The sequence below is a fragment of the Chromobacterium sp. IIBBL 290-4 genome (assembly GCF_024207115.1).
Taxonomy (GTDB): Bacteria; Pseudomonadota; Gammaproteobacteria; order Burkholderiales; family Chromobacteriaceae; genus Chromobacterium.
On record NZ_CP100128.1, the window covers coordinates 573,757 to 597,361 of the forward strand.

At 63.2% G+C, this 23,605-nt stretch carries 16 protein-coding genes and 1 tRNA gene; 10 read left to right on the top strand and 7 right to left on the bottom strand.

Annotated elements, in window-relative coordinates:
* Nucleotides 1-152 precede the first annotated feature (152 nt).
* Nucleotides 153-2,963 (bottom strand): bifunctional diguanylate cyclase/phosphodiesterase, encoded by a 2,811-nt coding sequence (locus NKT35_RS02610; protein WP_254298603.1) that lies wholly within the window; start codon nt 2,961-2,963, stop codon nt 153-155.
* A gap of 240 nt (nt 2,964-3,203) precedes the next feature.
* On the opposite strand from NKT35_RS02610, the gene NKT35_RS02615 reads away from it, so the two are divergent.
* From NKT35_RS02615 to NKT35_RS02625, 3 genes are all read left to right on the top strand, one after another.
* A complete protein-coding gene (locus NKT35_RS02615; protein WP_254298605.1) occupies nt 3,204-4,523 on the top strand; it encodes a TRZ/ATZ family hydrolase in 1,320 nt (439 codons plus the stop codon).
* Nucleotides 4,524-4,526: 3 nt separating this feature from the next.
* Complete coding sequence (gene ubiG / locus NKT35_RS02620; protein WP_254298606.1) at nt 4,527-5,228, top strand: bifunctional 2-polyprenyl-6-hydroxyphenol methylase/3-demethylubiquinol 3-O-methyltransferase UbiG; 702 nt, start codon at nt 4,527-4,529, stop codon at nt 5,226-5,228.
* Nucleotides 5,229-5,669: 441 nt separating this feature from the next.
* On the top strand, nt 5,670-6,338 hold the full coding sequence (locus tag NKT35_RS02625) for a GntR family transcriptional regulator (protein WP_254298607.1): 669 nt from the start codon (nt 5,670-5,672) through the stop codon (nt 6,336-6,338).
* Between the two features lie 63 nt (nt 6,339-6,401).
* Here NKT35_RS02625 and NKT35_RS02630 read toward each other — a convergent pair whose 3' ends face one another.
* The 5 genes from NKT35_RS02630 to NKT35_RS02650 all read right to left on the bottom strand — a co-directional run bounded on the left by NKT35_RS02630 (nt 6,402) and on the right by NKT35_RS02650 (nt 14,546).
* Complete coding sequence (locus NKT35_RS02630) at nt 6,402-7,589, bottom strand: metallophosphoesterase family protein (RefSeq protein ID WP_254298608.1); 1,188 nt, start codon at nt 7,587-7,589, stop codon at nt 6,402-6,404.
* A gap of 39 nt (nt 7,590-7,628) precedes the next feature.
* Entirely contained in the window at nt 7,629-9,515 is a 1,887-nt protein-coding gene (locus NKT35_RS02635; protein ID WP_254298609.1) for a c-type cytochrome, read from the bottom strand.
* A 51-nt stretch (nt 9,516-9,566) separates the two neighbouring features.
* Nucleotides 9,567-13,013, bottom strand: a complete 3,447-nt coding sequence (locus tag NKT35_RS02640; RefSeq protein WP_254298610.1) for an alpha/beta fold hydrolase — start codon at nt 13,011-13,013, stop codon at nt 9,567-9,569.
* Between the two features lie 250 nt (nt 13,014-13,263).
* Nucleotides 13,264-13,755: a dihydrofolate reductase gene (locus tag NKT35_RS02645; protein WP_254298611.1), complete on the bottom strand. Its 492-nt coding sequence runs from the start codon at nt 13,753-13,755 to the stop codon at nt 13,264-13,266.
* Complete coding sequence (locus NKT35_RS02650) at nt 13,752-14,546, bottom strand: thymidylate synthase (RefSeq protein WP_254298612.1); 795 nt, start codon at nt 14,544-14,546, stop codon at nt 13,752-13,754. The genes NKT35_RS02645 and NKT35_RS02650 overlap by 4 nt, the downstream gene beginning before the upstream one ends.
* 141 nt (nt 14,547-14,687) lie before the next feature.
* Here NKT35_RS02650 and flhB point away from each other — a divergent pair, with 141 nt between their 5' ends.
* Genes flhB through NKT35_RS02680 form a run of 6 tightly spaced genes read left to right on the top strand, consistent with a single transcriptional unit; the run spans nt 14,688 to nt 21,857 of the window.
* The gene (gene flhB, locus NKT35_RS02655; RefSeq protein WP_254298614.1) at nt 14,688-15,854 is read left to right on the top strand and encodes a flagellar biosynthesis protein FlhB; all 1,167 of its coding nucleotides are present in this window, start codon (nt 14,688-14,690) and stop codon (nt 15,852-15,854) included.
* A gap of 6 nt (nt 15,855-15,860) precedes the next feature.
* Nucleotides 15,861-17,945 (top strand): flagellar biosynthesis protein FlhA, encoded by a 2,085-nt coding sequence (gene flhA, locus NKT35_RS02660; RefSeq protein WP_254298615.1) that lies wholly within the window; start codon nt 15,861-15,863, stop codon nt 17,943-17,945.
* A 6-nt stretch (nt 17,946-17,951) separates the two neighbouring features.
* Nucleotides 17,952-19,433 carry a flagellar biosynthesis GTPase FlhF gene (gene flhF / locus NKT35_RS02665; protein WP_254298616.1) on the top strand — a complete coding sequence of 494 codons (1,482 nt, stop codon included), beginning with the start codon at nt 17,952-17,954 and terminating at the stop codon, nt 19,431-19,433.
* Nucleotides 19,434-19,438: 5 nt separating this feature from the next.
* The gene (locus tag NKT35_RS02670) at nt 19,439-20,308 is read left to right on the top strand and encodes a MinD/ParA family ATP-binding protein (protein WP_254298617.1); all 870 of its coding nucleotides are present in this window, start codon (nt 19,439-19,441) and stop codon (nt 20,306-20,308) included.
* The gene (locus tag NKT35_RS02675; RefSeq protein ID WP_254298618.1) at nt 20,305-21,051 is read left to right on the top strand and encodes an RNA polymerase sigma factor FliA; all 747 of its coding nucleotides are present in this window, start codon (nt 20,305-20,307) and stop codon (nt 21,049-21,051) included. Before NKT35_RS02670 ends, NKT35_RS02675 begins: the two co-directional genes overlap by 4 nt.
* 56 nt (nt 21,052-21,107) lie before the next feature.
* Nucleotides 21,108-21,857, top strand: a complete 750-nt coding sequence (locus NKT35_RS02680) for a flagellar motor protein (protein ID WP_254298619.1) — start codon at nt 21,108-21,110, stop codon at nt 21,855-21,857.
* A 77-nt stretch (nt 21,858-21,934) separates the two neighbouring features.
* On the opposite strand, the gene NKT35_RS02685 is transcribed toward NKT35_RS02680, so the two are convergent.
* Nucleotides 21,935-23,335 (bottom strand): exonuclease domain-containing protein, encoded by a 1,401-nt coding sequence (locus tag NKT35_RS02685; protein WP_505190900.1) that lies wholly within the window; start codon nt 23,333-23,335, stop codon nt 21,935-21,937.
* A gap of 188 nt (nt 23,336-23,523) precedes the next feature.
* Between NKT35_RS02685 and NKT35_RS02690 the strand changes: the two genes are divergently transcribed.
* A tRNA-Arg gene (locus NKT35_RS02690) sits at nt 23,524-23,600 on the top strand.
* The last annotated feature ends 5 nt before the right edge of the window (nt 23,601-23,605 follow it).

The following is a 23,605-nucleotide window of genomic DNA, read 5'->3' on the forward strand; positions in this document are numbered from 1 at the left end:
CGAAACCACACCGTAAACCGCCATTTCTGGCGCAAGACATTGTTTCAAGTATGGCAATCATCTCGGCGGCGACAACATGCTTTTGGCCATGAAAACAAAAAGCCCGCGATGAATCTCGCGGGCTTGGCTTGGGCCTGAAGGCAGGGCGGCGCTCAACTCAAGGGCAGCAGGCTGTCTCGCGTCAGCAATTCGGCGAACTCGCCGGCCGGCAAGGGCTTGGCGATCAGATAACCCTGCACGAAATCACAGCCCTCCTGCTCCAGGAAATGCCACTGCTCCATCGTTTCGACGCCTTCCGCCACCACCTGCATGTTCAGGTTCTTGGCCATATTGATGATGGCGCGGGCGATGGCGCTATCGTCGGCGTCCTGCGGGATATCGCGCACGAAGGAACGGTCGATCTTCAGCTTGTCGGCCTTGAAGCGCTTGAGGTAGGACAGGCTGGAATAGCCGGTGCCGAAGTCGTCGATGGACAATCTGAGACCCATGCTCTTCATATTGTCTATCGCCTGTATCGTGGCCTGGGCGTCTTCCATGATGATGCTTTCGGTCACCTCGATATCCAGCGCGTGGCCCGGCAGGCCATTGGACACCAGCGCCTGCTGCACCTGCTCGGCCAGATCCGGCTGGCGGAACTGCAGCGCCGACAGATTGATCGCCAGCGTCAGCTCCGGCAGCCCGGCCTGGCGCCAGGCCACCAGCTGGCGCGTAGCCTCGGCGATCACCCAGTTGCCGATCTGCACGATGAAGCCGCGCTCCTCGGCCACCTGGATGAAACGCACCGGCCCCAGCAGGCCCAGCGAAGGATGGTTCCAGCGGATCAGCGCCTCCGCGCCTATGATGCGGCCGCTCTTCATGTCCACCTGCGGCTGGTAATGCAGCACGAACTCGTCGCGCTCCAGCGCGAAGCGCAGCTGGCTTTCGATGGCCAGGATTTCGCGGGCGCGGGCGTTCAGGTCGGCGGTGTAGAACTTGTAGCTGTTGCGGCCGGACGATTTGGCGTGATACATGGCCGCGTCGGCATTGCGCACCAGGGTTTCGTAATCGCGGCCGTCCTCCGGATAGACGCTGATGCCGATGGACGGCGTGATGGTGATCACGTGGTTGTGCAGCTCGATGGGATTGGCGAACACTTCCCGCACCCGCTCCGCCGCCAGCGCCGCCTCGCCCGGATCGGTGATCACCGGCAGCAGCACGATGAATTCGTCGCCGCCCTGCCGCGCCAGCATCTCGCCCGGCCCCAGCACCGAGCGGATGCGATCCGCCGCCACTTGCAGCAGCGTGTCGCCGGCCGAATGGCCCAACGACTCGTTGACGGTCTTGAAGCGGTCCAGGTCCAGCAGCAGCATCGCCAGCCGCTGGTTGTCGCGCACCGCGTTGTGGATGGCCAGCTCGACGCGGTCTTGCATGTGCACGCGGTTGGGGAGGCTGGTGAGCACGTCGAAATGGGCCAGGAACTGGATGCGCTCGTCGGCGGCCTTGCGTTCGGTCAGGTCGCTGAAAATGGCCACGTAATGAGTGATCTCTTCCAGGCTGTTGCGCACCGCGTTGATGGCCAGCCATTCCGGATACACTTCGCCGTTCTTGCGGCGGTTCCACAGTTCGCCCTGCCAGGAGCCTTGTTCGGCGATGGCCTGCCACATCTGCTCGTAGAACGGCGCGTCATGGCGGCCGGACGACAGAATGCTGGTTTTCTGGCCCAGCACCTCGTGCTGGGTGTAGCCGGTGATTTCGGTGAAGGCGCGGTTGACGCTACGGATGCGCTGATCGGCGTCGGTAATCATGATGCCTTCGACGGTGTTTTCGAACACCTTGGCCGCCAATTGCACCCGCTCCTCGGCGGCGCGCTTTTCCGAGATGTCGCGCACCATGCGCCACACCGCGTTGATGCGCCCGAAGGCGTCCCGCATCGCCACCGTCTTGACGCTGACCGGCACCTGGTTGTCGAAGCGGTTCAGATAGGTGGCTTCGAATTCGTCGCAATAACCGAAGCGCAACACCTTGTTGTCCAGATTGAAGCGCTCCAGCGCCTCGCTTTCCTCGGCCACCAGGCTCCAGAAATTCTGCTGTTTGAGCTGATCCAGGCTGTAGCACATCAAATTGAGGAAGGCGGGGTTGGCGTCTATCACCTGGCCGTCCAGCGAGCTGATCACGATGCCGTCCAGATTGGACCAGAACAGCTCGCGGTATTTGTTCTCGGAGCGGCGCAGCGCGTCCTCCACCTCGCGGCGGCGGGCGATGTCGGCCTCCAGCGCCAGCGTTTTGGCGCGCAATTCGTCCACCAGCCGCTTCAGCTCGGAGCGGGTCCACTCCAGGTGGGTGCCAAGGCGTCCCAGCTCGTCGCGGCGCGACCATTCGAACGGCGCGTCCAGCTTCAACTCAGCCAATAGCCGCGCCTGCTCGGTCAGCAAACGCATCGGCCTCAAGAAGCGCGAGTGCAGGATGCTCATGATCAGCATGATGGACAGCACCAGTTGCGCCGCCAGGATCAGCAGGATGTTTTTGACCTGGTTGCTCAACGCGATGGCCAGGTTCTCGTTGTCGAACTCCATCGTCACCTGGCCGATGGCCTCGCCGCGGTAGATGACCGGCTTTTCGACATAGGACACGCTGCCGATGCGGCGCTCGCTGCGCACCGCCGACAGGAACACCTGATTGGACTGGGTATCGGTGACGCGGATGGAAATCACCCGCGGGTCCTCCATCACCGACGCGATCAAGGGATTGCCGGCCTGGCGGCTCAGGTTCCACAATGGCTCCTGCATGCCCAGCGCGACGATATCGAGCAGGCGGCGCTGGTCGGTATCCAGCTGGCTGGTCAGATTGTCCTTTTGGATATTGAAGCTGAGGTAGCTGATGATGGAGGCTGGAATCAATAGGCCGAGAATGACGGCGATGAGAAACACATCCCGCAAGTTCAGGCCAGAGCTGGCATTGGATTTATCGTCTGCTTGTTGAGCCATGTCGCGCTAGTCTTAAGTTCGCCCAAATCGAAAACCGGTAGCCCTGGTTCAAAACGTTTTAACAATCAGCAGTATACACCGGACAAGCCCGGCGACGGCTGGAATATTCAACAGTCATCCCATTTCGCGGTTTTTCAAGCCGCGGCGGCGAGCTCTACTGGGCTGCGCCGACAATTGCCTTGCCAAGCGGCTAGGCCTACAATCCACGACACTTTCGATACCGGATTCAGGATAATAACCATGCCGCAGTCACGTTATGAAAAGATTATTTCCGCCCGCTGGATCATCACCGTGGAGACTGACGGCGAAGTCCTGGAAAACCACGCGCTAGCCATCAAGGATGGCAGGATTGCCGCCATTATTCCAGCGGCGCAGGCCGCCGCGCTAGAGGCCGATGAACGCATCGAGCTGCCCGACCATGTGCTGATGCCCGGCCTCGTCAACCTGCACGGCCACTCGGCGATGACGCTGCTGCGCGGCCTGGCCGACGACAAGGCGCTGATGGACTGGCTGACCAACCACATCTGGCCGGCCGAAGGCAAGCATGTCCGCGACGACTTCGTGTTCGACGGCGCGCTGCTGGCCATGGGCGAGATGATCCGCGGCGGCACCACCACCATCAACGACATGTATTTCTACAACGCCGCGATGGCGCGCGCCGGCCTGGCCTCGGGCATGCGCACCTTCGTCGGCTGTTCCATCCTGGAATTCCCGACCAATTACGCCACCAACGCCGACGATTACATCGCCAAAGGCATGGCCGAGCGCAGCCAGTTCCTGGGCGAAGACCTGGTCACCTTCACCCTGGCGCCGCACGCGCCCTACACCGTATCGGACGACACCTTCCGCAAGGTTGTGACGCTGGCCGAGCAAGAAGACATGCTGATCCACTGCCACATCCACGAAACCGCGGAAGAAGTGAGCAACAGCGTCAAGGATCACGGCCAACGCCCGCTGGCCCGCCTGCAAGGCCTGGGCATGCTGTCGCCGCGCCTGGTGGCCGCCCACATGGTGCATTTGAACGACGCTGAAATCGAGCTGGTGGCCAAGTACGGCGTATCGGCCGCCCACAACCCGGCCTCCAATATGAAGCTGGCCTCCGGCATCGCGCCGGTGGACAAGATGCTGGCCGCCGGCGTGGCGGTGGGCATCGGCACCGACGGCGCCGCCTCCAACAACAAGCTGGACATGCTGGCGGAAACCCGCCTGGCCGCGCTGCTGGCCAAGGTCGGCACGCTGAACCCCACTTCCGTTCCCGCCGCCGCCGCCATCCGCATGGCCACGCTGAACGGCGCGCGCGCGCTGGGCATCGCCGACAAGGTGGGCTCGGTCAAGGAAGGCAAGGACGCCGACCTGATCGCCATCGACCTGTCGGCGCTGGAAACCGCGCCGGCTTTCGATCCGATTTCGCACGTGGTGTACGCCGCCGGCCGCGAGCAGGTCAGCCACGTCTGGGTCAAGGGCCGCGCGCTGATGGCCGGCCGCAAGCTGTCCACCCTGGACGAAAGCAATTTGAAAGCCCGCGCCGACGACTGGCGCAACCGCATTCTGGCGAAGTAAAGCATGAGCAACGTAGACGAACTCGAAATCGACAAATTCAGCCAGCTGGCGCACAAGTGGTGGGACAAGGACAGCGAATTCAAGCCGCTGCACGAGATAAACCCGCTGCGCCTGGACTTCATCGACAGCCACGCCTCCATCGCCGGCAAGAAGGTGCTGGACGTGGGCTGCGGCGGCGGCATTCTGGCGGAAAGCATGGCGCTGAAAGGCGCGCAGGTGACCGGCATAGATCTGGCCAAGAAATCGCTGAAAGTGGCGCAGCTGCACAGCCTGGAAACCGGCGTGCCGCTGGATTACCGCTGCGTGGCGGTGGAAGATCTGGCGGCGGAGATGCCCGGCCAGTTCGACGTGGTGACCTGCATGGAAATGCTGGAGCACGTGCCCGATCCGCAAAGCGTGGTGCGCGCCTGCGCCACGCTGGTGAAGCCGGGCGGCTGGGTATTCTTCTCCACGCTGAACCGCAACGCCAAGGCCTATCTGTTGGCGGTGGTGGGCGCGGAATACGTGCTGAACATGCTGCCGCGCGGCACGCATGACTACGCGCGCTTCCTCAAGCCTTCCGAGCTGGGCCGCATGGCCCGCCACGCCGGCCTGGGCTTGTCCACGGTGAAGGGCATGGGCTACAACCCGATCAGCCGCATTTATTCGCTCAACGACGACACCGCCGTCAACTACCTGATGGCCACCCGGCGCGCCGCCGAATAACCCCATCCAGCCGGCTCGTACCCGCGAGCCGGCTTCTCCCCCTCGCTCTCTTCTCCCGCTCAAGCCACTCGGACGTTTGTCGCTGGCTTTGACATAACTGGCAGCTTTCTGCCGCCCTTCCTGCGCCTTCACTCTGCAAATTTGCCTTTGCTGCCGAATTCCATGCCGAACCCTGATTTCATTGCTTAAAAATGGAAAAGCATAATATTTCAAATCAAGAAGTCGAGATTACGATAAAACATGCGCTTTAATCTCCTGATTGATATGATAGCGCCCGATCCGAGGGGGCTTGACGCATTCTCGATCCGTCTCCGATTGGCGATTTCGCCCAAATGGAATGAATACATACCGGCAGACAGACAAAATATTGCCCGACAATCTGCCAAATACTTGCCGTACAATACGCACCAGAACGATAAAATTGATTTCCGGAGATGATTCATGACTTTCAAGGCCAACGACCTCTTGACCGAGCAGATCGCGCAGTATCTCGGCAAGCAGATCATCCAAGGCGACATGAAGCCGGGCGAGCGCATTCAGGAATTGCGCATCGCCGCCGAGCTTGAAGTCAGCCGCGGCTCGGTGCGCGAGGCCTTGCTGATTTTGCAGCGCCGCCACTTGGTCGATATCTTCCCGCGCCGCGGCGCAGTCGTCGCCAGCATCAGCCCTAATGATGTGCGGGACTTCTTTGAGATGTGGTTCTTATTGCTGGAGCGCGTGGTGCAAAACCTGGCCGCCGGCTGGCAAAACGACGACCTCGCCCGCTTCATCGAACTGATGGCGCAGCTGGAAGAAGACAACCACCACGCCGATCTGCAGGCTTTCTACGATCACGGCATCGAGTTTCTGTCCGCCTTGTACCGCCACGCCGGCAACCGCTACCTGACCGAAACGCTGAACGACATGCTGCCGCTGACCCAGCGCTGCCTGTACGCCATTCTGCGCGCAGGCCAAAGCCAGATGAACCGCACCCATGAGTTCCTGGAAAGCCTGCTGAAAACGCTGATCGCCCGCGACACCAGCAAGCTCAAGCAGATGGTGGCCGAATTCGGCCGCGACTACAGCGAGCTGGCCCAAAGCGCCGTCGAAGCGCTGGCTGGCAAAGGCTGAGACTCCGCAACGCCCTTGCCGGGCAGCCGCAGCTGCCCGGACATCGCCGCGGCCTAGCGCCCGCTAGGCAAGCGGCCAGCGCTTTTCGCCGTTCTCATCGTACAGCGTCTCGGCCAGGTCTCCGCCATTCAACTCCACCCGGGCGAAGCCGTTCAGCACCCGCTGCGGATACTGGCCATCGCCGGCCGATTTCGTCTCCGCCCACGCCACCTGCGGCTTGCCGTTCAGTACGCTGGCGACGCCGTAAGGAATGGCTCCATGCCCGACGCAGCGCGCCCGCATGCCATTTTGCGGCTGATAGCAGATCACATTGTGCAGATGCCCCCAATACCAGTAGTCCGGGGCGCGCCCTAAAGCGCCGCTCACCGCCTGGCATAGCGCATTCGGCTCTCCGACCATCGAATACCCCTGATGATGGGAGAGCACCATGATCTTGCCCTGCCAGCCAGCCGCCACCTCCTTAAGCCAGGCGGTCTGTCCATCGCCCAGCGCGCCGTCCATGTACAGATTCCACTTGTCGCTCCAATAAGCGGTGTCCAGCCCCAGGATCAGCCAATTGGAATTGAACAGGCTGAAATAGCTGGTGCCCTGCTGCAAGGGGAAACGGCTGGCCAGCACGCCGAAATAGCCGAAGGCGCCGTTATACATCTCATGGTTGGAGTTGAGCGTCAGCTGCCCGCGCGCGCCGCTTGGCCAGCCGGCAAAATCCTGGTTCTCGTCCGAACCCACGCCGGCGTAATAGACATCGCCCAGATGGATGGTGTAATCGGCCGGCCGGCCGGCCATCGCCGTTGCCACCTTGTGGGCGATGTAATCCCCGGTTCCCCAGTCGCCGGCGATATTGAAGCTGACCTTGTCGGGTATGGCCAGATGACAGGGCTGCGTCCGCCACGGCGCCCGATTTTCCAGATGCTCGATCCACTGCGTCAGCGCTTCTCCCCACAATGGGTCCAGCAGCTCCCACTTGCGACAGCCCAGCAGCGTGCCGTCGTCCATCACCCGCGTCGGCAGCTGCACCTCGGTGGTCGGCAGCGGCTTGCCGTCCTCCAAACGGCCCAGAATCGACAAGCCATTGGCGAACTCCCACGGCACGCCCTCCGCGCTGAGCGCATCGGGATTATTGATCACCGCCCTTGCCTGAGCGTCGATCTGCTTCAGCTTCGCCAAGATTCGCTGCTGCTGTTGCAGATCTTGCTCAACGCCCGCCAAGCCTTGCTCTATCCGGTCTTTCCATTCATCGAAAATGCCCATCGCTTGCCTCCCCTTCTCAGGAATCGCCGCCGACGGCGGCTACAAGGTCTTCATGTATTCGATCAAGTCCCACTTCTCGCTGTCGCTAAGATGAATGCCGTATTCGTGCCCGCTGTTGTGGTTGCCCGGCAGGCGGGTATCGAACTTGAAGTATCCTCCGCCCTTGACCTCCGGCCCCGCCGAGCTGAAACCCACGTTGCGGACATCGAACACGCTGGAGCCGCGGTAGAACACCTTGGGCCGTTTGTCCGGCGGCTGCAGCAAATCCCACAGCGTCGGCACCGAACCGTTGTGCAGATAGGGCCCGCGCAGCCAGATGCCGTCCGTCGGCGTATTGCTGTAGCTCTGCGTCTTGCGGTAGGCGCCGAAATCGAACGGCGGCTTCTTGAACTCATGGAACTTGTCCACCAGGCCCACGGTGAATGAATTGACGCGATAGGGGTCGGTGCCAAGCTCATCCAAACCCACCGTCACCTGGCCGGTGGCGGCCTTGCCGAAATCATGGCAGCTGGTGCAGTTACCTTCCCACAAGGTCCGCCCGCGCGACACTCGCACTTGGTCCAGTCCGCCAAACGGCCACTTCGGCGGCTGATGGGTCAGCAGCCAATCGGTCACGCGGGTGAATTCGGCCGGCAGCACCGATTGCGGCGTGGCGCCCACCGCCATCGCCGCGGCGTAATTGCGTTCGTGGATGTCGTTGTTGTTGCCGTCCCAGTGCAGATACATCGATTCGCGCGGCTTCTGGTTCCAGATCTGCGGCAGATCCACCGTGCCTATGGTGGAATCGTCCGGGAAGCCGAAGATCACCATCTTGGTGGGATTGAAAGTGTCGGTGCGGCCGGGTCCCTGCAGCGGCCGCAGCTTTTGCCAGGCGTACTGCTTTTCCTGCTTGAGGAAGGCCTGCTGGCTGGCCGGCACGATCAGGAAGCGGTAGAACAGCTTTTCGATGGGCCCCAGATCGTAATGCTGCTCGATGGCGTCCATCACCTTGCTCTTGAAGTTAGGATCGCCGGCGCAGTCGTACAGGAACCACTGGAAGGACTCCAGGTCCAGCAGCGCCGCCGGCGCGGTGGGCACCGGCACCGGCACGTCATCCGCGCTCTTGCGGTACTGCCCGGTATGGCATAGCGCGCAGTTGGGCTCGACCGACGGATAGCCTATCTGCCGCTTGGCCAGGCCTATGGGCAGATCATGCCCGCCCTCGTAGATGAAGCCGAAGGTCTGCCAGCCGGTGCCCATCCTGGGCATGCGCTGAGCGCACACTTGCGGCAAGACCGAGAAAACATAGAGCGGAATGCGCGCGTCCGGTCCCAGGCCGATGGCGGCGTACTTGAAGTGGTCCACATCGGATGCGATGGGCGGCTGCGGCACTTCGCGGAACAGATTGAGCCAGGTCTCGAAACCGACAAAGCCCAAGACCAGGGCGACGATGAGCGCCGCCTTGCGGCAGCGGCCGCAGAAACAATGGCAGAAGCAGCGCCACAGCCCGCGCAAGCCGGCGCGGATCAGCGGCCATGGCCTGTGCTCGGGCGGCATGCCGGCGTACAGCAGGCCGCCCAGGATCAGGAACATCGCCCCGTCCGAGTACAGCAACGGCCGGAACGCATCCGGATAGCCCGAAGTCTGGATCAGGTAAATCCAGAACACCACGGCGATCAACCGCGACAATACGCACAGCCAGGCGTACACCGGGTAGCGCTCGGCGCGGACGCCGGCCGGCGCGTAAAACAGGCTGACGCCCACCAGCAGCATGCCGGCGTTTTGCAGCCAGGGGTAAACCGCCTGGGCCGGCAGGCCGAAGTAGCTGTTCAAGTAGTCCGGCCACAGCAGCGCCGGCACCGCGAACACCATATTGATGAGAATCCCGATCCAGATGAACCGCTGAAACCAACGGATCGCGGGCTGGGCGGAGCAGGCGTTTTCCATGACTTCATCCTCGTGGCGCCGCCCCGGGCGGGGCGGCTGCAGGGTTCAGGATTAGGCGGTCTTGTCCAGATGGACCACGATGGCCGGGTAGATGTCCAGCGCCGCGCTCTTGCCGAACATGCAGTCGATATGGCCGTAGCCCGGCACCACCAGCCGGCTGTAGCTCTCCGGCCCGTAGCTCGCCACCAGCTTGTCGTAAGTGCGCTGCGTGCTTTCCGGCAGATAGCACTCGTTGTTCGCGCCGCTGATGAACAGGATGGGCAGCTGCAGCCGGTCGAAGTGCGGCATGTAGGCGTCCGCGCCGTCAAAAGCCACCAGATGCCCCGCGCGGCACATCCGCGCCAGATGCTCCATGGTGCGCATATTGGCGATGCCGAACAGCTCGTGCAGATTGTCGTGCAGCGTTTCATTCAGCTTGTCGTGGCGATACAGCGAGGCGTACATGAAGGTGATGCGGTGGCACACCGGGTTGTCGCAATAGCCCTGCGCCTCCGCCAGCGCATAGCCTTTCAGCGCGGTGTCGTACAGTTTTTCGAACCAGCTGGAGTCGGTCGCGGTGTAGGCGGTCAGCGACTGCACGCCCAGCTTGTCCAGCACGCTGGGCAGATGCAGCCCGGTCTTCACCGCGGTGGCCGGCGGCACCACGATGTCGGCGGCGATCTGCGAGCACACCACCGAGCGCACGCCTTCCAGCCCGGCCAGCAGCGACATGAAGAAAGTGGTGGCGCCGTAGCAATGCACCACGCACTGCACGTCCTTGGCGCCGGTCGCCTCGCGGATTTGCCGGATCGCCGCCGGATAGTCGTAGCGGGCGATCTGATCGCCATCCCACTGCTCCTTGCTGGCGGGCAGCAGGATGCTGACGCGGAAATCCAGCAGCCACACGTCGTAGCCGTGCTGGTACAGGTACTCCAGCAGATTGGTGGCGATGGTGTCGGTGGAGAAGATGTTGGACCCCACGCCCAGGCCGTGAACCAGCATCACCGGCCCCTTCGTCCCGCCCTGGTAGCGGGTGAGCTTCAGGTCCACGCCATCCTCGGTGCGGAAGAAAGTCACCTCCGGCGCGCCCGCGTTCAACGGCCGCTTGCGGCGCGGCGGCGCCTCCGGGTTGAAGTAGACATTGGGCGCCAGCACGCCGCCGTAACTGTCCCACAGCACGCCGGCGAAGTATTCGCCGAAACGGGCCAGCTGTTTCAGCCTCTCGGCCTCGCTGTCCACGTTCAGCACCTTCATCGTGGTCATCTGCCGCGCGAAATCGGCCGGCGCGATATGCAGGACGCCGCTGCCGACGACCTCGCCAGAATCATCGGCGCCGCGATAAACGGTGACATACAGCGTGCTGGTGTCCGACCATACCCTGAGCGCGCTGTGATTGCTCGGCACGTACTTGAAGGCGCTGAAGAAGAACTCAGCGCCATCCTCGGCCGTCAGCCGCATGTTGTAGTTCATGTGCCGCACGCCCACCTGCTCCGGATACTCCTCGAACAGATTGAACACCCCGTGGCTGACCGTCAGCGGCAACGGCGACAGCGCCGGCGCGTCCAGAGTGCCGACGATGGACGCCTGGTGCTTGGGGTTGGAAATCAACTGCTCCAGATCGTCCGATTCCACGGTGACGGTGAAACCCATGGCCGAGCCGGCATCCTTGCCGGCCTGGTACGCCGCCTGGTAGACGGCCAGATCCGTGCCCGCCGGCTGGCGATGGGCGGTGGAGAAGAAGCCCTTCATCGTCTCTGTGAATTCGATGCCCGGCTTGGCTGCCGCCTGCGGCGCGCGCGGGGCGGAAGGCAGCGCGTAGTCTATGCTCCAGCCTCGGTCCGCCGCCAGCAGCGCCATCGCGCGCTCGCTGATGGCGGAAATGGTCAAGAGCGGGTTGACCGCCAGCGAAGTGGGAATGACCGAGCCGTCGGTGACGTACAGCCCCGGATACACCGCCTCGCCCGCCTGGCCGCTGAACACCTGGCCCTTGTGATTGACCACGCCTTGCGCGGCGTCCTCGCCCATCACGCAGCCGCCCAGCGGATGCACGGTGATCAGGCTGTGGCGGAACAGCTCGGTCCAGATCGGATTGCGCACATAGATGCCGCCCAGCGCGCGCGTCGACTCCAACAGCCGCGCGTTGCCGATCTCGAAATTGGGCTGCTCGCCCACGCCCGGCCACTCCAGCTTCAGCTGGTCATGCTCATCCAGCGCCATCACGCCGGCGCCGTCGTCATGGCTCATGATCAGATAGGTCTGCAGACGGTTCATCGCGCCGTGATAAGGCCCGCGCAAGGCGCTGTCCGCCTCCCGCGCCAGATAGGCGAGCTTAGCGCCCATCCCGGTTTCGGCCGGCTGCCCCAGTTCCGCTGACGCCAGCGCCATGGCCGGCTTCATGACTTCGCCGATGGCGCCGGGAATGGAGCCTTCCTCTATCACCATGCGCTTGCGCCAGTCGGCTTCGTCGCGCATGTCGATGATGGAGGTGATACAGGGGCCGACCGGGCCGATTTCCTTGGCCGAATGCGTGCCGAAGCCTATGCCGTTGATGCGCTCGTCGTTGTTGTAGCCGAAGCCCAGAATGTCGCCGTTGCCGCTCATATGCTTGCCCAGCTCGCCGGACAGCGCCAAACCCTGCTCGCGCGAGCGCAGCAGGATTTCGGTGGAGCCCAGCGTGCCAGCGGACAGAATGACGATGTCGGCCTTGACGAACAGCGTCGGCGCGTCGAATTTCTCGCGCCCGGTGCCCACGTACTGGTAGTGCACGATCCAGCCGTCGCCGTCGCGCTCCAGATGGCGCACCGAGGCCTGGCAGAAGATTTCCGCGCCGTGGTTGCTGGCGTCCGGCAGATAATTCATCAACGTGGTGTTCTTGGCCTTGTTGTTGCAGCCGGATACGCAGTCGCCGCAATAATTGCACGGCAGCTGCTCCACGCCGACGTGATTGCGGTCGCCCGGCAGCTTGTCGAAGGTGACGTTGATCGGCGGGCGGTAGAAAACGTGCTTGTCCTTGAGCCGGTCCGACGACTTTCGGTTGGCCTCCAGCTTGGGCAGCGCCGGCGCGCATTCCGGATAGGGATTGGGCTTCAGCATTTCCCGCGCCCGCGCGAAGCCGTCCTTCAACAACGTATCGGCATGCTCGCGCACCAGTTTCGGCCAACGCGGGTCTTCGAACACCTGCGGCTCCGGCGGCAGCGAGACATTGGCGTTGATCAGCGAGGTGCCGCCCAGGCCGCAGCCGACCATCACGTTCTGCTGCGGGTTGACATGCAAGTCGTACAGGCCGGTGCGCGAACCCAGATGGCCGTCGGGATGGTGAACCTGGAACTCCGGCGAGGCCTGCGCCAATGTGGCCGGGTATTCGCCGGGAATGATCTCGCGCCCGCGCTCCAGCAGACAGACGCTGCGGCCGGCCCGCGCCATGCGCGAAGCGGCGATGCCGCCGCCGTAGCCGGAGCCGATCACCACGACTTGGTAATGTTCCTTGATTTCACTGAGGGGGATAGCAATGCGCGCCATGCTTCGTGCTCCTGTCCGGATCGAACGACGAGCCACGAATACCTTGCAAAAGGCGCGGGGCAGCCTGGCTGCGCGAGCGCGGCGCCGCCTGACGGCGGCCTTATCGTTTTGTGACGCTTAAGATTTGATCTAGATCAAAAAAATGCTTGCGGCAATGACTAATCGACAGCGAGGCGCGCATGGCATGCCCACAGTGAAAGGAAAAGCCGGAAGCGCAGGCCTCCGGCTTTGAATAAGCGCCAAACGGCGTTTAAACGCGCTGATAATCGACGAAAGCGTAAGCCAGGCCGTTCGCGCCCACCGCCTCAGCTCGCGAGACCTCGCGCCAAGCCGCCGGGTCAAACTCCGGAAAGTAGGCGTCGCCATCGAAGCGCTGGGCGATTTCGGTCAAACGCAGTTGATCCGCCCGCGCGATGGCCTGGCCATATAGCTGCGCGCCGCCGATCAGGCACACCTCCTCCACCGAGCCCGCCAAGGCCAAGGCCTCCTCCAGGGAATGCGCCGCCTCGGCGCCTTCCGCTTGCCAGTCCGCCTGCCGCGTCACCACGATATTGCGCCGGCCCGGCAGCGGCCGGCCTATGGAATCCCAGGTCTTGCGGCCCATGATCACCGGCTTCCCCAGCGTCACCGCCTTAAAGTGCTTGAGGTCTTCCGGCAAATGCCAGGGCATGCGGTTGTCCAGGCCGATGGCGCGGTTGGCGGCCATGGCTGCCACCAGGGTCAGGATGGGTTTCTGGCTCATACCGCCACCGGCGCCTTGATGGCGGGATGCGGGTCGTAGCCTTCCAGCGTGAAGTCCTCGAAACGGAAGGCGAACAAATCTTTTACATCCGGATTCAGCTTCATGGTCGGCAGCGCATGCGGTTGGCGCGTTAATTGCAACTGGACCTGCTCCATATGGTTGCTGTACAGATGGGCATCGCCCAGCGTATGGATGAAGTCGCCCGGCTGCAGGCCGCACACCTGGGCCACCATCATGGTCAGCAAGGCATAGCTGGCGATATTGAAGGGCACGCCCAGGAAGATGTCGGCCGAACGCTGGTAGAGCTGGCAGGACAGCTTGCCGTCGAGAACATAGAACTGGAACAGGCTGTGGCAAGGCGGCAGCGCCATCTCGTCCACCAGCGCCGGGTTCCAGGCCGACACGATCAGCCGGCGCGAGTCCGGGTTCTTTTTGATCATGTCCAGCACATTGGCGATCTGGTCGATGTGGCGGCCGTCCGGCGCCGGCCAGCTGCGCCACTGGTAGCCGTACACCGGGCCCAGGTCGCCGTTTTCATCGGCCCACTCGTCCCAGATCGACACGCCGTTTTCCTTGAGGTAGCGAATATTGGTGTCGCCGGACAAAAACCACAGCAGTTCATGGATGATGGAGCGCAGATGGCACTTCTTGGTGGTCACCAGCGGAAAACCTTCCGCCAGGTTGAAGCGCATCTGATAGCCGAACACCGAGCGGGTGCCGGTGCCGGTGCGGTCGGATTTGTCATGGCCATGTTCCAGCACATGGCGCATCAGATCGAGGTACTGTCGCATGTCGAATTTCCTGTTGATTGCCGACATTGTACCCGCTGGCGGAGGCGGAGGCGAGGCGGCGGGCTGGCCGGACAGCCCCCTGATAAGCTAACATTCATTTTAAAATCAAGACAAAAGCATTATTAACGCCGAAACGAGCCCATGGCAGAAGATTCAGACCTCGAACGCACCGAACCCGCGTCAGCCAAACGGCTATCGATGGCGCGAGAAGACGGCAACATTCCCCGATCGCGGGAGTTGTCGACGTTCGCCGTCACCATGACCGGCGTCGCCTTGCTGATGGTGCTGGGCGGCAAGATCGCCCGTTACCTGGGCGACACCATGCAAAAGCTGCTGACCTTCGACCAGAGCACGGTGCAAAACACCGAGCCGGTGCTGGCCCGTTTCAAGGAATCCATCTTCGGCGCGTTGTGGGAGCTGGCGCCCTTCTTCGGCGGGCTGGCGCTGGTGGCGCTGTTCACCCCCATGCTCATCGGCGGCTGGAACCTGACCTTCAAGGCGCTGGAGCCCAACTTCGGCAAGTTGAACCCGCTGCCGGGCATCAAGCGCCTGGTATCGATCAATTCCGCCACCGAGGCGCTGAAGGCGATACTCAAAAGCCTGCTGATAGGCGGCATCGCCACCTGGTACATCTGGAAAGAGCGCGACGAAATCATCGGCCTGTTGGCCATGCCGCTGGAATCCGGCGCGCTGAAGCTGACCGATCTATTGATCCGGACATTCTTCATCGTCACCGCCTCGCTGATCCTGCTGGTCGCCATCGATGTGCCTTACCAGCTGTGGAGCTACTACAAGAAATTGCGCATGACCAAGGAAGAGGTCAAACAGGAATACAAGGAAGCCGAAGGCTCGCCGGAAGTGAAGGGCCGCATCCGCCAGATGCAGCGCGAAGCCGCGCGCAAGCGGATGATGCAGGAAGTGCCCAAGGCCAATGTGATCGTCACCAACCCGACCCACTTCGCCGTGGCGCTAAAGTACGATGAAAACATGCGCGCGCCGCAAATAGTCGCCAAGGGCTCTTTGAAACTGGCCGAGAAAATCATCGATACCGGCAAGGATAGCCGCGTGCCGGTGATGCGCTCGCCTCGCTTCGCCCGGGCGCTGTATTTCAATGCCGAACTGGGAGAGGACATCCCTTCCGCGCTCTACGCCGCGGCGGCCCAGGTGCTGGCCTATGTCTACCAGCTGCAGCAATATCAGTCGGTCGGCGGCGTCGCGCCGGTGTTCCCGGACAAACTGGAAGTGCCCGAGGAGCTTGACCCGTACAGCAAACGTCCGCAAGATTCGGCGCCAGAAGAAAGCCGATAAGCCAGCATGGATTCGATACTGCAAATACTGCGCAACCTGAAGATCTTCCAGCTCGCCGGGCCGCTGCTGATCATCCTCATCCTGTCGATGATGATCCTGCCGCTGCCGCCGGTGCTGCTCGACATCTTCTTCACCTTCAACATCGCGGTGTCGGTGATTGTGCTGCTGGTCGGCATCAATGTGCGCAAGCCGCTGGACTTCTCGTCCTTCCCCTCGGTGCTGCTGATCACCACCATGCTGCGGCTGTCGCTGAACGTCGCCTCCAGCCGGGTGGTGCTGCTGGAGGGCCATACCGGCCCGGACGCCGCCGGCAAGGTGATTGAATCGTTCTCCCACTTCCTGGTGGGCGGCAACGTCGCCATCGGCATCGTGGTGTTCGTCATCATCACCATCATCAACTTCGTGGTGATCACCAAGGGCGCCGGCCGGATCGCCGAAGTGTCGGCGCGCTTCACACTGGACGCGATGCCCGGCAAGCAAATGGCGATCGACGCCGACCTCAACGCCGGCCTGATCGGCGAAGACGAAGCCCGCAAGCGCCGCTCCACCATCGCCGAGGAAGCCAACTTCTTCGGCGCCATGGACGGCGCCTCCAAATACGTGCGCGGCGACGCCATGGCCGGCATCCTGATCATTTTGATCAACGTGATCGGCGGCCTGATCGTCGGCGTGGTGCAGCATGACCTGCCTGTCGGCCAGGCGGCGGAAACCTACACCCTGCTCAGCATCGGCGACGGCCTGGTGGCGCAAATTCCGGCGCTGATCATCTCCACCGCCGCCGGTATCGTGGTGACGCGCGTCGGCACCGATCAGGACATGTCGGAGCAGTTCCTGACCCAGCTGTTCACCAAGCCGCAGGTGCTGTACATCACTTCGGCGGTGATAGGCATGATAGGCCTGATCCCGAATATGCCTCACTTGTCCTTCCTGCTGATCGCCGGCGCCTTGCTGGCCTTGGCGAGGGCGATGGAGCAAAAGGCCAAGCGCGCCGAGCGGGCTGCCCAGCAGCAGGCGGTGCAACAGGCAGCCCCGCCCGAACAACAGGGCGCGGAAGTCAGCTGGAGCGATGTGCAGCATGTGGATCAGCTGGGCATGGAAGTGGGCTATCGTTTGATTCCGCTGGTGGACCGCACCCAGGATGGCGAGCTGCTGCGCCGCATCCGCGGCATCCGCAAGAAGATCGCCCAGGACTTGGGCTTCCTGGTGCCGCCGGTCCATATCCGCGACAATCTGGAAATCAAGCCCAATGCCTACCGCATCCTGCTCAAGGGCGTGGAGATCGGCAAGGGCGAGGCCTTCATGGGCCAGTTCCTGGCGATCAACCCCGGCCGCGTCAGCCGCGAAATCGCCGGCAACGCCACCACCGACCCAGCCTTCGGCCTGCCGGCGGTGTGGATAGACGCAGGCAAGCGGGAAGAAGCGCAGTCTCTGGGCTATACCGTGGTAGATGCCAGCACGGTTGTGGCCACCCATATTTCCAACCTGCTGCAGACCCACGCGGCAGAGTTGCTGGGCCGCGAAGAGGTGCAGGCCCTGATCGACCACCAGGCCAAGGAATCGCCGAAGCTGATCGAAGACCTGGTGCCCAAGGTGGTGCCGGTGGGCACGCTGCAGAAAGTGCTGCAGCAATTGCTGAACGACGGGATTCATATCCGCGACTTCCGCACCATCGTCGAAACGCTGGCCGACCACATCCCGCAAAACCAGGATGTGGACGAACTGACCGGCGCGGTGCGCACCGCCTTGTCGCGGGTGATCGTGCAGCAGCTGTTCCCTGGGGAAAACGAGCTGCCGCTGATGACGCTGGAGCCGCAGCTGGAAAACGTGCTGATGCAGGCGGTGCAATCCAAGGCCGGCGGCGGCCTGGAGCCCGGATTGGCGGAGAATTTGCTGTCCAGCGCCGCCCAGCAGACGGAACAAGTGGAGATTCAAGGGTACAATCCGGTTTTGCTGACGGCGCCCGGTTTGCGGCCGCTATTGGCGCGATTCTTGCGAAGGGCATTGCCGCAGCTGCGTGTGATTTCGCATAATGAGATTCCGGACAATAAATCCATTCGTATAATTGCGGTAATCGGCGGTAGCAAGGGCTAATCGACAATGGTGGTGAAAAAGTTCTTCGGGAAAACCACTCGAGACGCGCTGCGGCAAGTTCGCGAAGAACTGGGGGCCGACGCCCTCATCTTGTCCAATCGCCCCACCATGGGCGGCGGAGTGGAAATCATGGCGGTGGCCGACTCCGACGTCGCCAACCTGGCCAGCACCCTGTCCACGTCCACCAGCAAGCATCCGCCGCGCAACGCTCCGCCCGCGGTCAACCGGCCGCAGCAGCCCGCGCCCATCCCGCCGGCCAACGGCAGCGCGGTGAACCGCGCCATCGCCCGCACCTACGCCATGCCGGTGGAACCGCTGGAAAGCCCCGCGCCGCCGCGGCTGGAAGCCGCCATGCCGCGCATGGAGCCCACATACGCGCCCGAGCCGCAGCCCATCCCGCGCCCCGCGCAGACTCCGGCGCCGCAAATGCGCCCGGCCGCGCCGCCCACGGCCCAGCCGCAGGCATCCAAGCCGCCGCAGCCGGACCCGGGCTTCGCCATTCCGCTGCACACGCCGCGCAATAACGGCCAGGAGCCGGAGCAGATGGCGCACGAACTCAGGCAGATAGGCGATGAAATCAAGCTGCTGCGCAGCCTGCTGCAAAGCCAGCTGGCCAGCTTCGCCTGGTCCGACATGGAGGGCAAGGCGCCCAACCGGCTGGAATTGTTCAAGCATCTGCTGGCGATGGGCTTTTCCGCCCAATTGATCCGCCAGCTGATCGAAAAAATGCCGGCCCAGTATCAGGCCGAAGTCGCCGTCAAATGGGCGCGCTCGGCGCTGGTGCACAATCTGAAATGCGCCGACGCCGACCGCGAAGTGATGGACCGCGGCGGCATCTTCGCCCTGGTCGGCCCCACCGGCGTCGGCAAGACCACCACCGTGGCCAAGCTGGCCGCGCGCGCCACCATGCGCTTCGGCGCCCAGCACGTGGCGCTGATCACCACTGACAGCTACCGGATCGGCGCGCAGGACCAACTGCGCATCTATGGCAAGATTCTGGGCGTGCCGGTGTTTTCCATCCAGAACGAGGGCGATCTGCAGCTGACGCTGGCCGATCTGTCCAACCGCCACATCGTCTTCATCGACACGGTGGGCATGGGCCAGCGCGACGCGCGCGTGTTGGCGCAGATCGAAATGCTGCGTACCGCCGGCCGGCCCATCGAGCGCCTGCTGCTGCTGGCCGCCAACACCGACGGCCACACGCTGGAAGACGTGGTGCGCCGCTACCGGGGCGAGGGCCTGGCCGGCTGCATCCTGTCCAAAATAGACGAAGCGGTGGCGCAAGGCCCCAGCCTGGACGTGATCATCCGCAACCGCCTCAAGCTCTACTACATCACCAACGGCCAGCGCGTGCCGGAAGACCTGCACTCGGCCAACGCCGCCTTCCTGGTCGACCGGGCGATGCGCGCGCAGCAGATCGGTTCGCCGTTCTCGCTGCAGACCGAAGAAATGCCGATCATGCACGCGGCCCAGGCCGGATGGCTGTAAGCGCCATGCAGGACCAAGCCGCCAGCCTCCGCCTGCTCGCAGCGCAGCAAAAGCGTTCGCCCAGCTTCGCCTTCATCGGCTCCGAGCACGCCGGCACCAGCACCATCGTCACCGAACTGTCGCTGGGGCTGGCCTACGCCGGCCTGCGCCCCATGGTGCTGGACTGTTGCCTGGGCCAGGTGCAAACCCGCCGCCTGGGCGTGCCGACCACCGCCACGCTGGAAAGCCAGGTGATCAGCGTCGGCGGCCTGGATGAGATGATGGTGACCTCGCGCCAGGGCGTGCAGTTGGTCAATCTCTACGCCAGGCCGGAACAGCGGGCGCTGTTCTCCACCCAGCTATGGCTGCGCCTGGGCAGCGAATTCGGCGCGCTGGAGCGCGACGCGTCAGCCTTGCTGATCGACGCGCCCAACCCGGCAGTCGACCCCATCCCCGCCTGCGTGGCCGATAATCTGGTGCTGGTGCTGACGCCGGCGGCGGAGTCGCTGACCACCGCCTACGCCATCGTCAAGCGGCTGGCCAGCCTGTACGGCCGGCAGCGCTTCAACATCTTGATCAACAAGGCGCGCCATCTGGACGAGGCGCGCGAACTGTTCACCCGGCTGTCGGCGGTCACCAGCGAATTCCTGACCGTGTCGCTGCGCTGGGTGGGCTTTGTGCCGCAGGACAATACCGTGCGACGCAGCCAGACGCTGCACCGCCCTTTGATGGAAGCCTTTCCCGAAAGCGAGGCGGCAGTAGCCTTCTCCCAGCTGTCTGCGGTACTGTTGCACTGGGATGCGCCGGAAACCAGCCGCGACAGCACTGGATACATGGACTTGCTGATAGCCGCCTCGCGCGATTGGGCCGAGGCCGATGGAGCCAAACCTTTATGACATCTCCGTCTTTCCGCCGATCCGGCTACGCTGCCGCAGCGTCCGCCAGCGCCGAGATCGACGTGGAAGCCCACGCCCCGCTGGTGCGCAAGCTGGCCAGCATCATGATCGCCCGCCTGCCGGCGTCGGTGGAGCTGGGCGATTTGATCCAGGTGGGAATGATAGGCCTGATCGAGGCCGCCCGCCTGTTCGACCCCAACCAGGGCGTGCTGTTCGAAACCTTCGCCAGCCAGCGCATACGCGGCGCGATGCTGGATGAGCTGCGCCGCGAAGACTGGCTGCCGCGCCAGGCGCGCCGCAACTCCCGCCAGATTGAAGAAGCCATCTCCCGGCTGGAACAACAACACGGCCGCTCGCCGCTGGAATCCGAAATCGCGGCGGAAATGGGCATAGAGCTGGATCAATACCAGGACATGCTAGGTGAATGCAAGGGCACAACCCTGCTACACTTCGAAGACTTTTCCGGCGACGACGAAGGCATCCACAACCCTGTGGCCAATATCGCCGACGATGACGCGCCGGACCCGCTGGCCTCGCTGTCCGACGACAGCTTCCGCCAGCAGCTGGTGAGCGCGATCAAGTTCCTGCCGGAGCGGGAACAGCTGGTGATGGCGCTGTATTACGAGCAGGAATTGAACTTGAAGGAAATCGGCGCGGTGCTCGGCGTCACCGAGTCGCGCGTCTGCCAACTGCACAGCCAGGCCGTCGCCCGGTTGCGCACAAAATTAAAAGACTGGCTGTAACGTGAGGTTCGGCCGCGGCCGGCCGGGCGCCAGACCAGCTCGACAACGGATACATTGTGGATAAGATCAGCTTAATCGCCATCACACTGGGCTTGACCGCCATCATCGCAGGCCAGGCCATCGAAGGGGGCAATATCGGCTCGCTGATGCAGCTGACGGCCTTCATGATCGTGATCGGCGGCACCACCAGCGCGGTGATGCTGCAGAGCACGCCCAAGCAATTCATGGCCGGCCTGCGCATGCTGCGCTGGGTATTCCGCCCGCCCAATTTCGACCACGACAAAATGATCCGCGAAGTGGTGAACTGGAGCCAGGCCGCGCGCAAGGGCGGCCTGCTGTCGCTGGAGGGCACCATCGCCATGCAGAAAGACCCCTTCACCAAGAAAGCGCTGCAAATGCTGGTGGACGGCACCGAGCCGGACACCCTGCGCGGCGTCATGGAAGTGGAAATCGGCATGTTCGAACATGCCCGCAAGCAGGCGGCGAAAATCTGGGAGTCCGCCGGCGGCTACGCGCCGACCATGGGCATTCTGGGCGCGGTGCTGGGCCTGATCCACGTGATGGAAAACCTGTCCGACCCGTCCAAGCTGGGCGGCGGCATCGCGGTGGCCTTCGTCGCCACCGTCTACGGCGTCGGCTCGGCCAACCTGTTCTTCCTGCCCATGGCCAACAAGCTCAAGCACCTGGTGGCTTCGGAGCTGGCGATGAAAGAGCTGGTGGTCGAAGGCGTGGTGGCCATCGCCAACGGCGAAAATCCGCGCATCATCGAAAGCCGGCTCAAGGGCTATCTCGCCATGCATGAATAAAGCGGCCGGCAAGCCGCAGAAAAGCAAAAGGCAAACCCCCGAAGGTTTGCCTTTTTCGCATCTGCTCCCAGACAGCGCTACAACCGGACCAGCTCGCGCTGCGGCTTGCGCAGTTCGCTTTCCAGCAATTTGTAATAATCCAGATCGAAAGCAGGTTCGCCCTGCAGCGCGCCGCCGTTGACGCGGCTGCCCAGATAGCACCAGCGGTCGAACAGGTGCTCGGTCACATCGCCGCACACCTCGTCGCGCTCCACCACCGCCACCGCGCCCTCGAACGGCCATTGTTTAACCTTGAGCCGCTGCAGCGCCGACAGCAAACGTTGATTGTGGCTGTCCGCGCCCTCCTCGCCCACGCAGGCGCCGCGGCAGCGGCCAATGCGGTAGGCCGCGCAAGCCACGCCCTTGCGGCTAGTAACCTGCTCCACGCCCAGCACCGATTGGCACAAACCCTGGGCCAGCGCGATCTGCGCCAGCGCCTTGCGCGCCTCGCGGGCGTGGCGGAACAGGCCGAACAAATCCGCGGTGCGGGTAAAGTCGATGGCATGCGCGGCGACCGGCAGCGGCCGCACATAGCCATCTTCGCCGGTCTGCAGCTGCAAGGTGCACACTTCGCCCATCATCCGCGCCTTGGGGTTGTGAACCGGCTTCCATCTGGCCAGCCATTGCAGCTCGGTCAGCTGCGCGCCGAACTCGCCCAGGCACTCGCGCCACTCCACCCGCGCCACCGGCTCGTCTATCTTCACCTCGTGCCGGTTCGGCTTGCGCTCGGCGAAATGGCCCAGCGCCTTGCGATAAAGATTCGGCGCGCGGCCGACATACAAGGCGCGATCGTCCGCGCCGAACAGCGCGTACACGCCGGCGGAGTCCGGCATCTCCTCCAATTGCTGCTGCAGTTCGGCCGGCAGGCTGGACAGCTCGGCCGGCTGCGACAACAGCTGCCCCGCCTCATACGCCACCTTGTCCTCGCCCAGCTCCGCGCTGGCGATCTGGATAAAGCGGTACACCGCCTCGGCGTCGGCCAGGGCGCGGTGGCGCTCCGGCATTTCAATGCCGTGACGGGCGATCAGGCTGTCCAGGCTGTGCTTGAAATGCTGCGGATACAGCCGCCGCGACAGCTTGACCGTGCACAAAGCCCGCGCCTGGAAACGCATGCCGGCGCGCCGGAATTCATTGCGCAGGAATCCATAATCGAAGCGCGCGTTGTGCGCGAGCAATAAACGGCCTTGCAGCGTGGCCAGCAAGCCGTCCGCCAGCTCGGCGAACGGCGGCGCGGCGGCCACCATCTCATTGCTGATGCCGGTCATGTTTTCGATGAAGGGCGGAATCGGCTGGCCGGGGTTGACCAGCCAGGACAGCCGTTCGACGCGTTCGCCGTCTATCAGCACCAGGCCGACCTCGGTGATACGGTCGCGCGCGATATTGCCGCCGGTGGTTTCCAAATCGACGATGGCGCAGGGCTGCGCGAACAAAGTATGCAATCTTGCCTCGCTTTCAGGCTGGCGGCGAAACGGCAACATGCCAATTGGCTGAAATTGTTGGCCGGCCGCGACATAGGTAGCGGACGAGTTTACCGGCTTTGCAAAAAATTTCATACAAGGTGTTGACAGCCATTATGGCCCTCTGTAATATCCACCTCCTCGCAAGACACAACGTCTCGCAAGGCAGTGCACCCGTAGCTCAGTTGGATAGAGTATCTGGCTACGAACCAGAGGGTCGGGCGTTCGAATCGCTCCGGGTGCACCACAAAC

Coding starts and splice junctions, on each gene's coding strand:
- NKT35_RS02610 (WP_254298603.1), bottom strand. CDS start 2,963: ATGGCTCAACAAGCAGACGATAAATCCAATGCCAGCTCTGGCCTGAAC.
- NKT35_RS02615 (WP_254298605.1), top strand. CDS start 3,204: ATGCCGCAGTCACGTTATGAAAAGATTATTTCCGCCCGCTGGATCATC.
- ubiG (WP_254298606.1), top strand. CDS start 4,527: ATGAGCAACGTAGACGAACTCGAAATCGACAAATTCAGCCAGCTGGCG.
- NKT35_RS02625 (WP_254298607.1), top strand. CDS start 5,670: ATGACTTTCAAGGCCAACGACCTCTTGACCGAGCAGATCGCGCAGTAT.
- NKT35_RS02630 (WP_254298608.1), bottom strand. CDS start 7,589: ATGGGCATTTTCGATGAATGGAAAGACCGGATAGAGCAAGGCTTGGCG.
- NKT35_RS02635 (WP_254298609.1), bottom strand. CDS start 9,515: ATGGAAAACGCCTGCTCCGCCCAGCCCGCGATCCGTTGGTTTCAGCGG.
- NKT35_RS02640 (WP_254298610.1), bottom strand. CDS start 13,013: ATGGCGCGCATTGCTATCCCCCTCAGTGAAATCAAGGAACATTACCAA.
- NKT35_RS02645 (WP_254298611.1), bottom strand. CDS start 13,755: ATGAGCCAGAAACCCATCCTGACCCTGGTGGCAGCCATGGCCGCCAAC.
- NKT35_RS02650 (WP_254298612.1), bottom strand. CDS start 14,546: ATGCGACAGTACCTCGATCTGATGCGCCATGTGCTGGAACATGGCCAT.
- flhB (WP_254298614.1), top strand. CDS start 14,688: ATGGCAGAAGATTCAGACCTCGAACGCACCGAACCCGCGTCAGCCAAA.
- flhA (WP_254298615.1), top strand. CDS start 15,861: ATGGATTCGATACTGCAAATACTGCGCAACCTGAAGATCTTCCAGCTC.
- flhF (WP_254298616.1), top strand. CDS start 17,952: ATGGTGGTGAAAAAGTTCTTCGGGAAAACCACTCGAGACGCGCTGCGG.
- NKT35_RS02670 (WP_254298617.1), top strand. CDS start 19,439: ATGCAGGACCAAGCCGCCAGCCTCCGCCTGCTCGCAGCGCAGCAAAAG.
- NKT35_RS02675 (WP_254298618.1), top strand. CDS start 20,305: ATGACATCTCCGTCTTTCCGCCGATCCGGCTACGCTGCCGCAGCGTCC.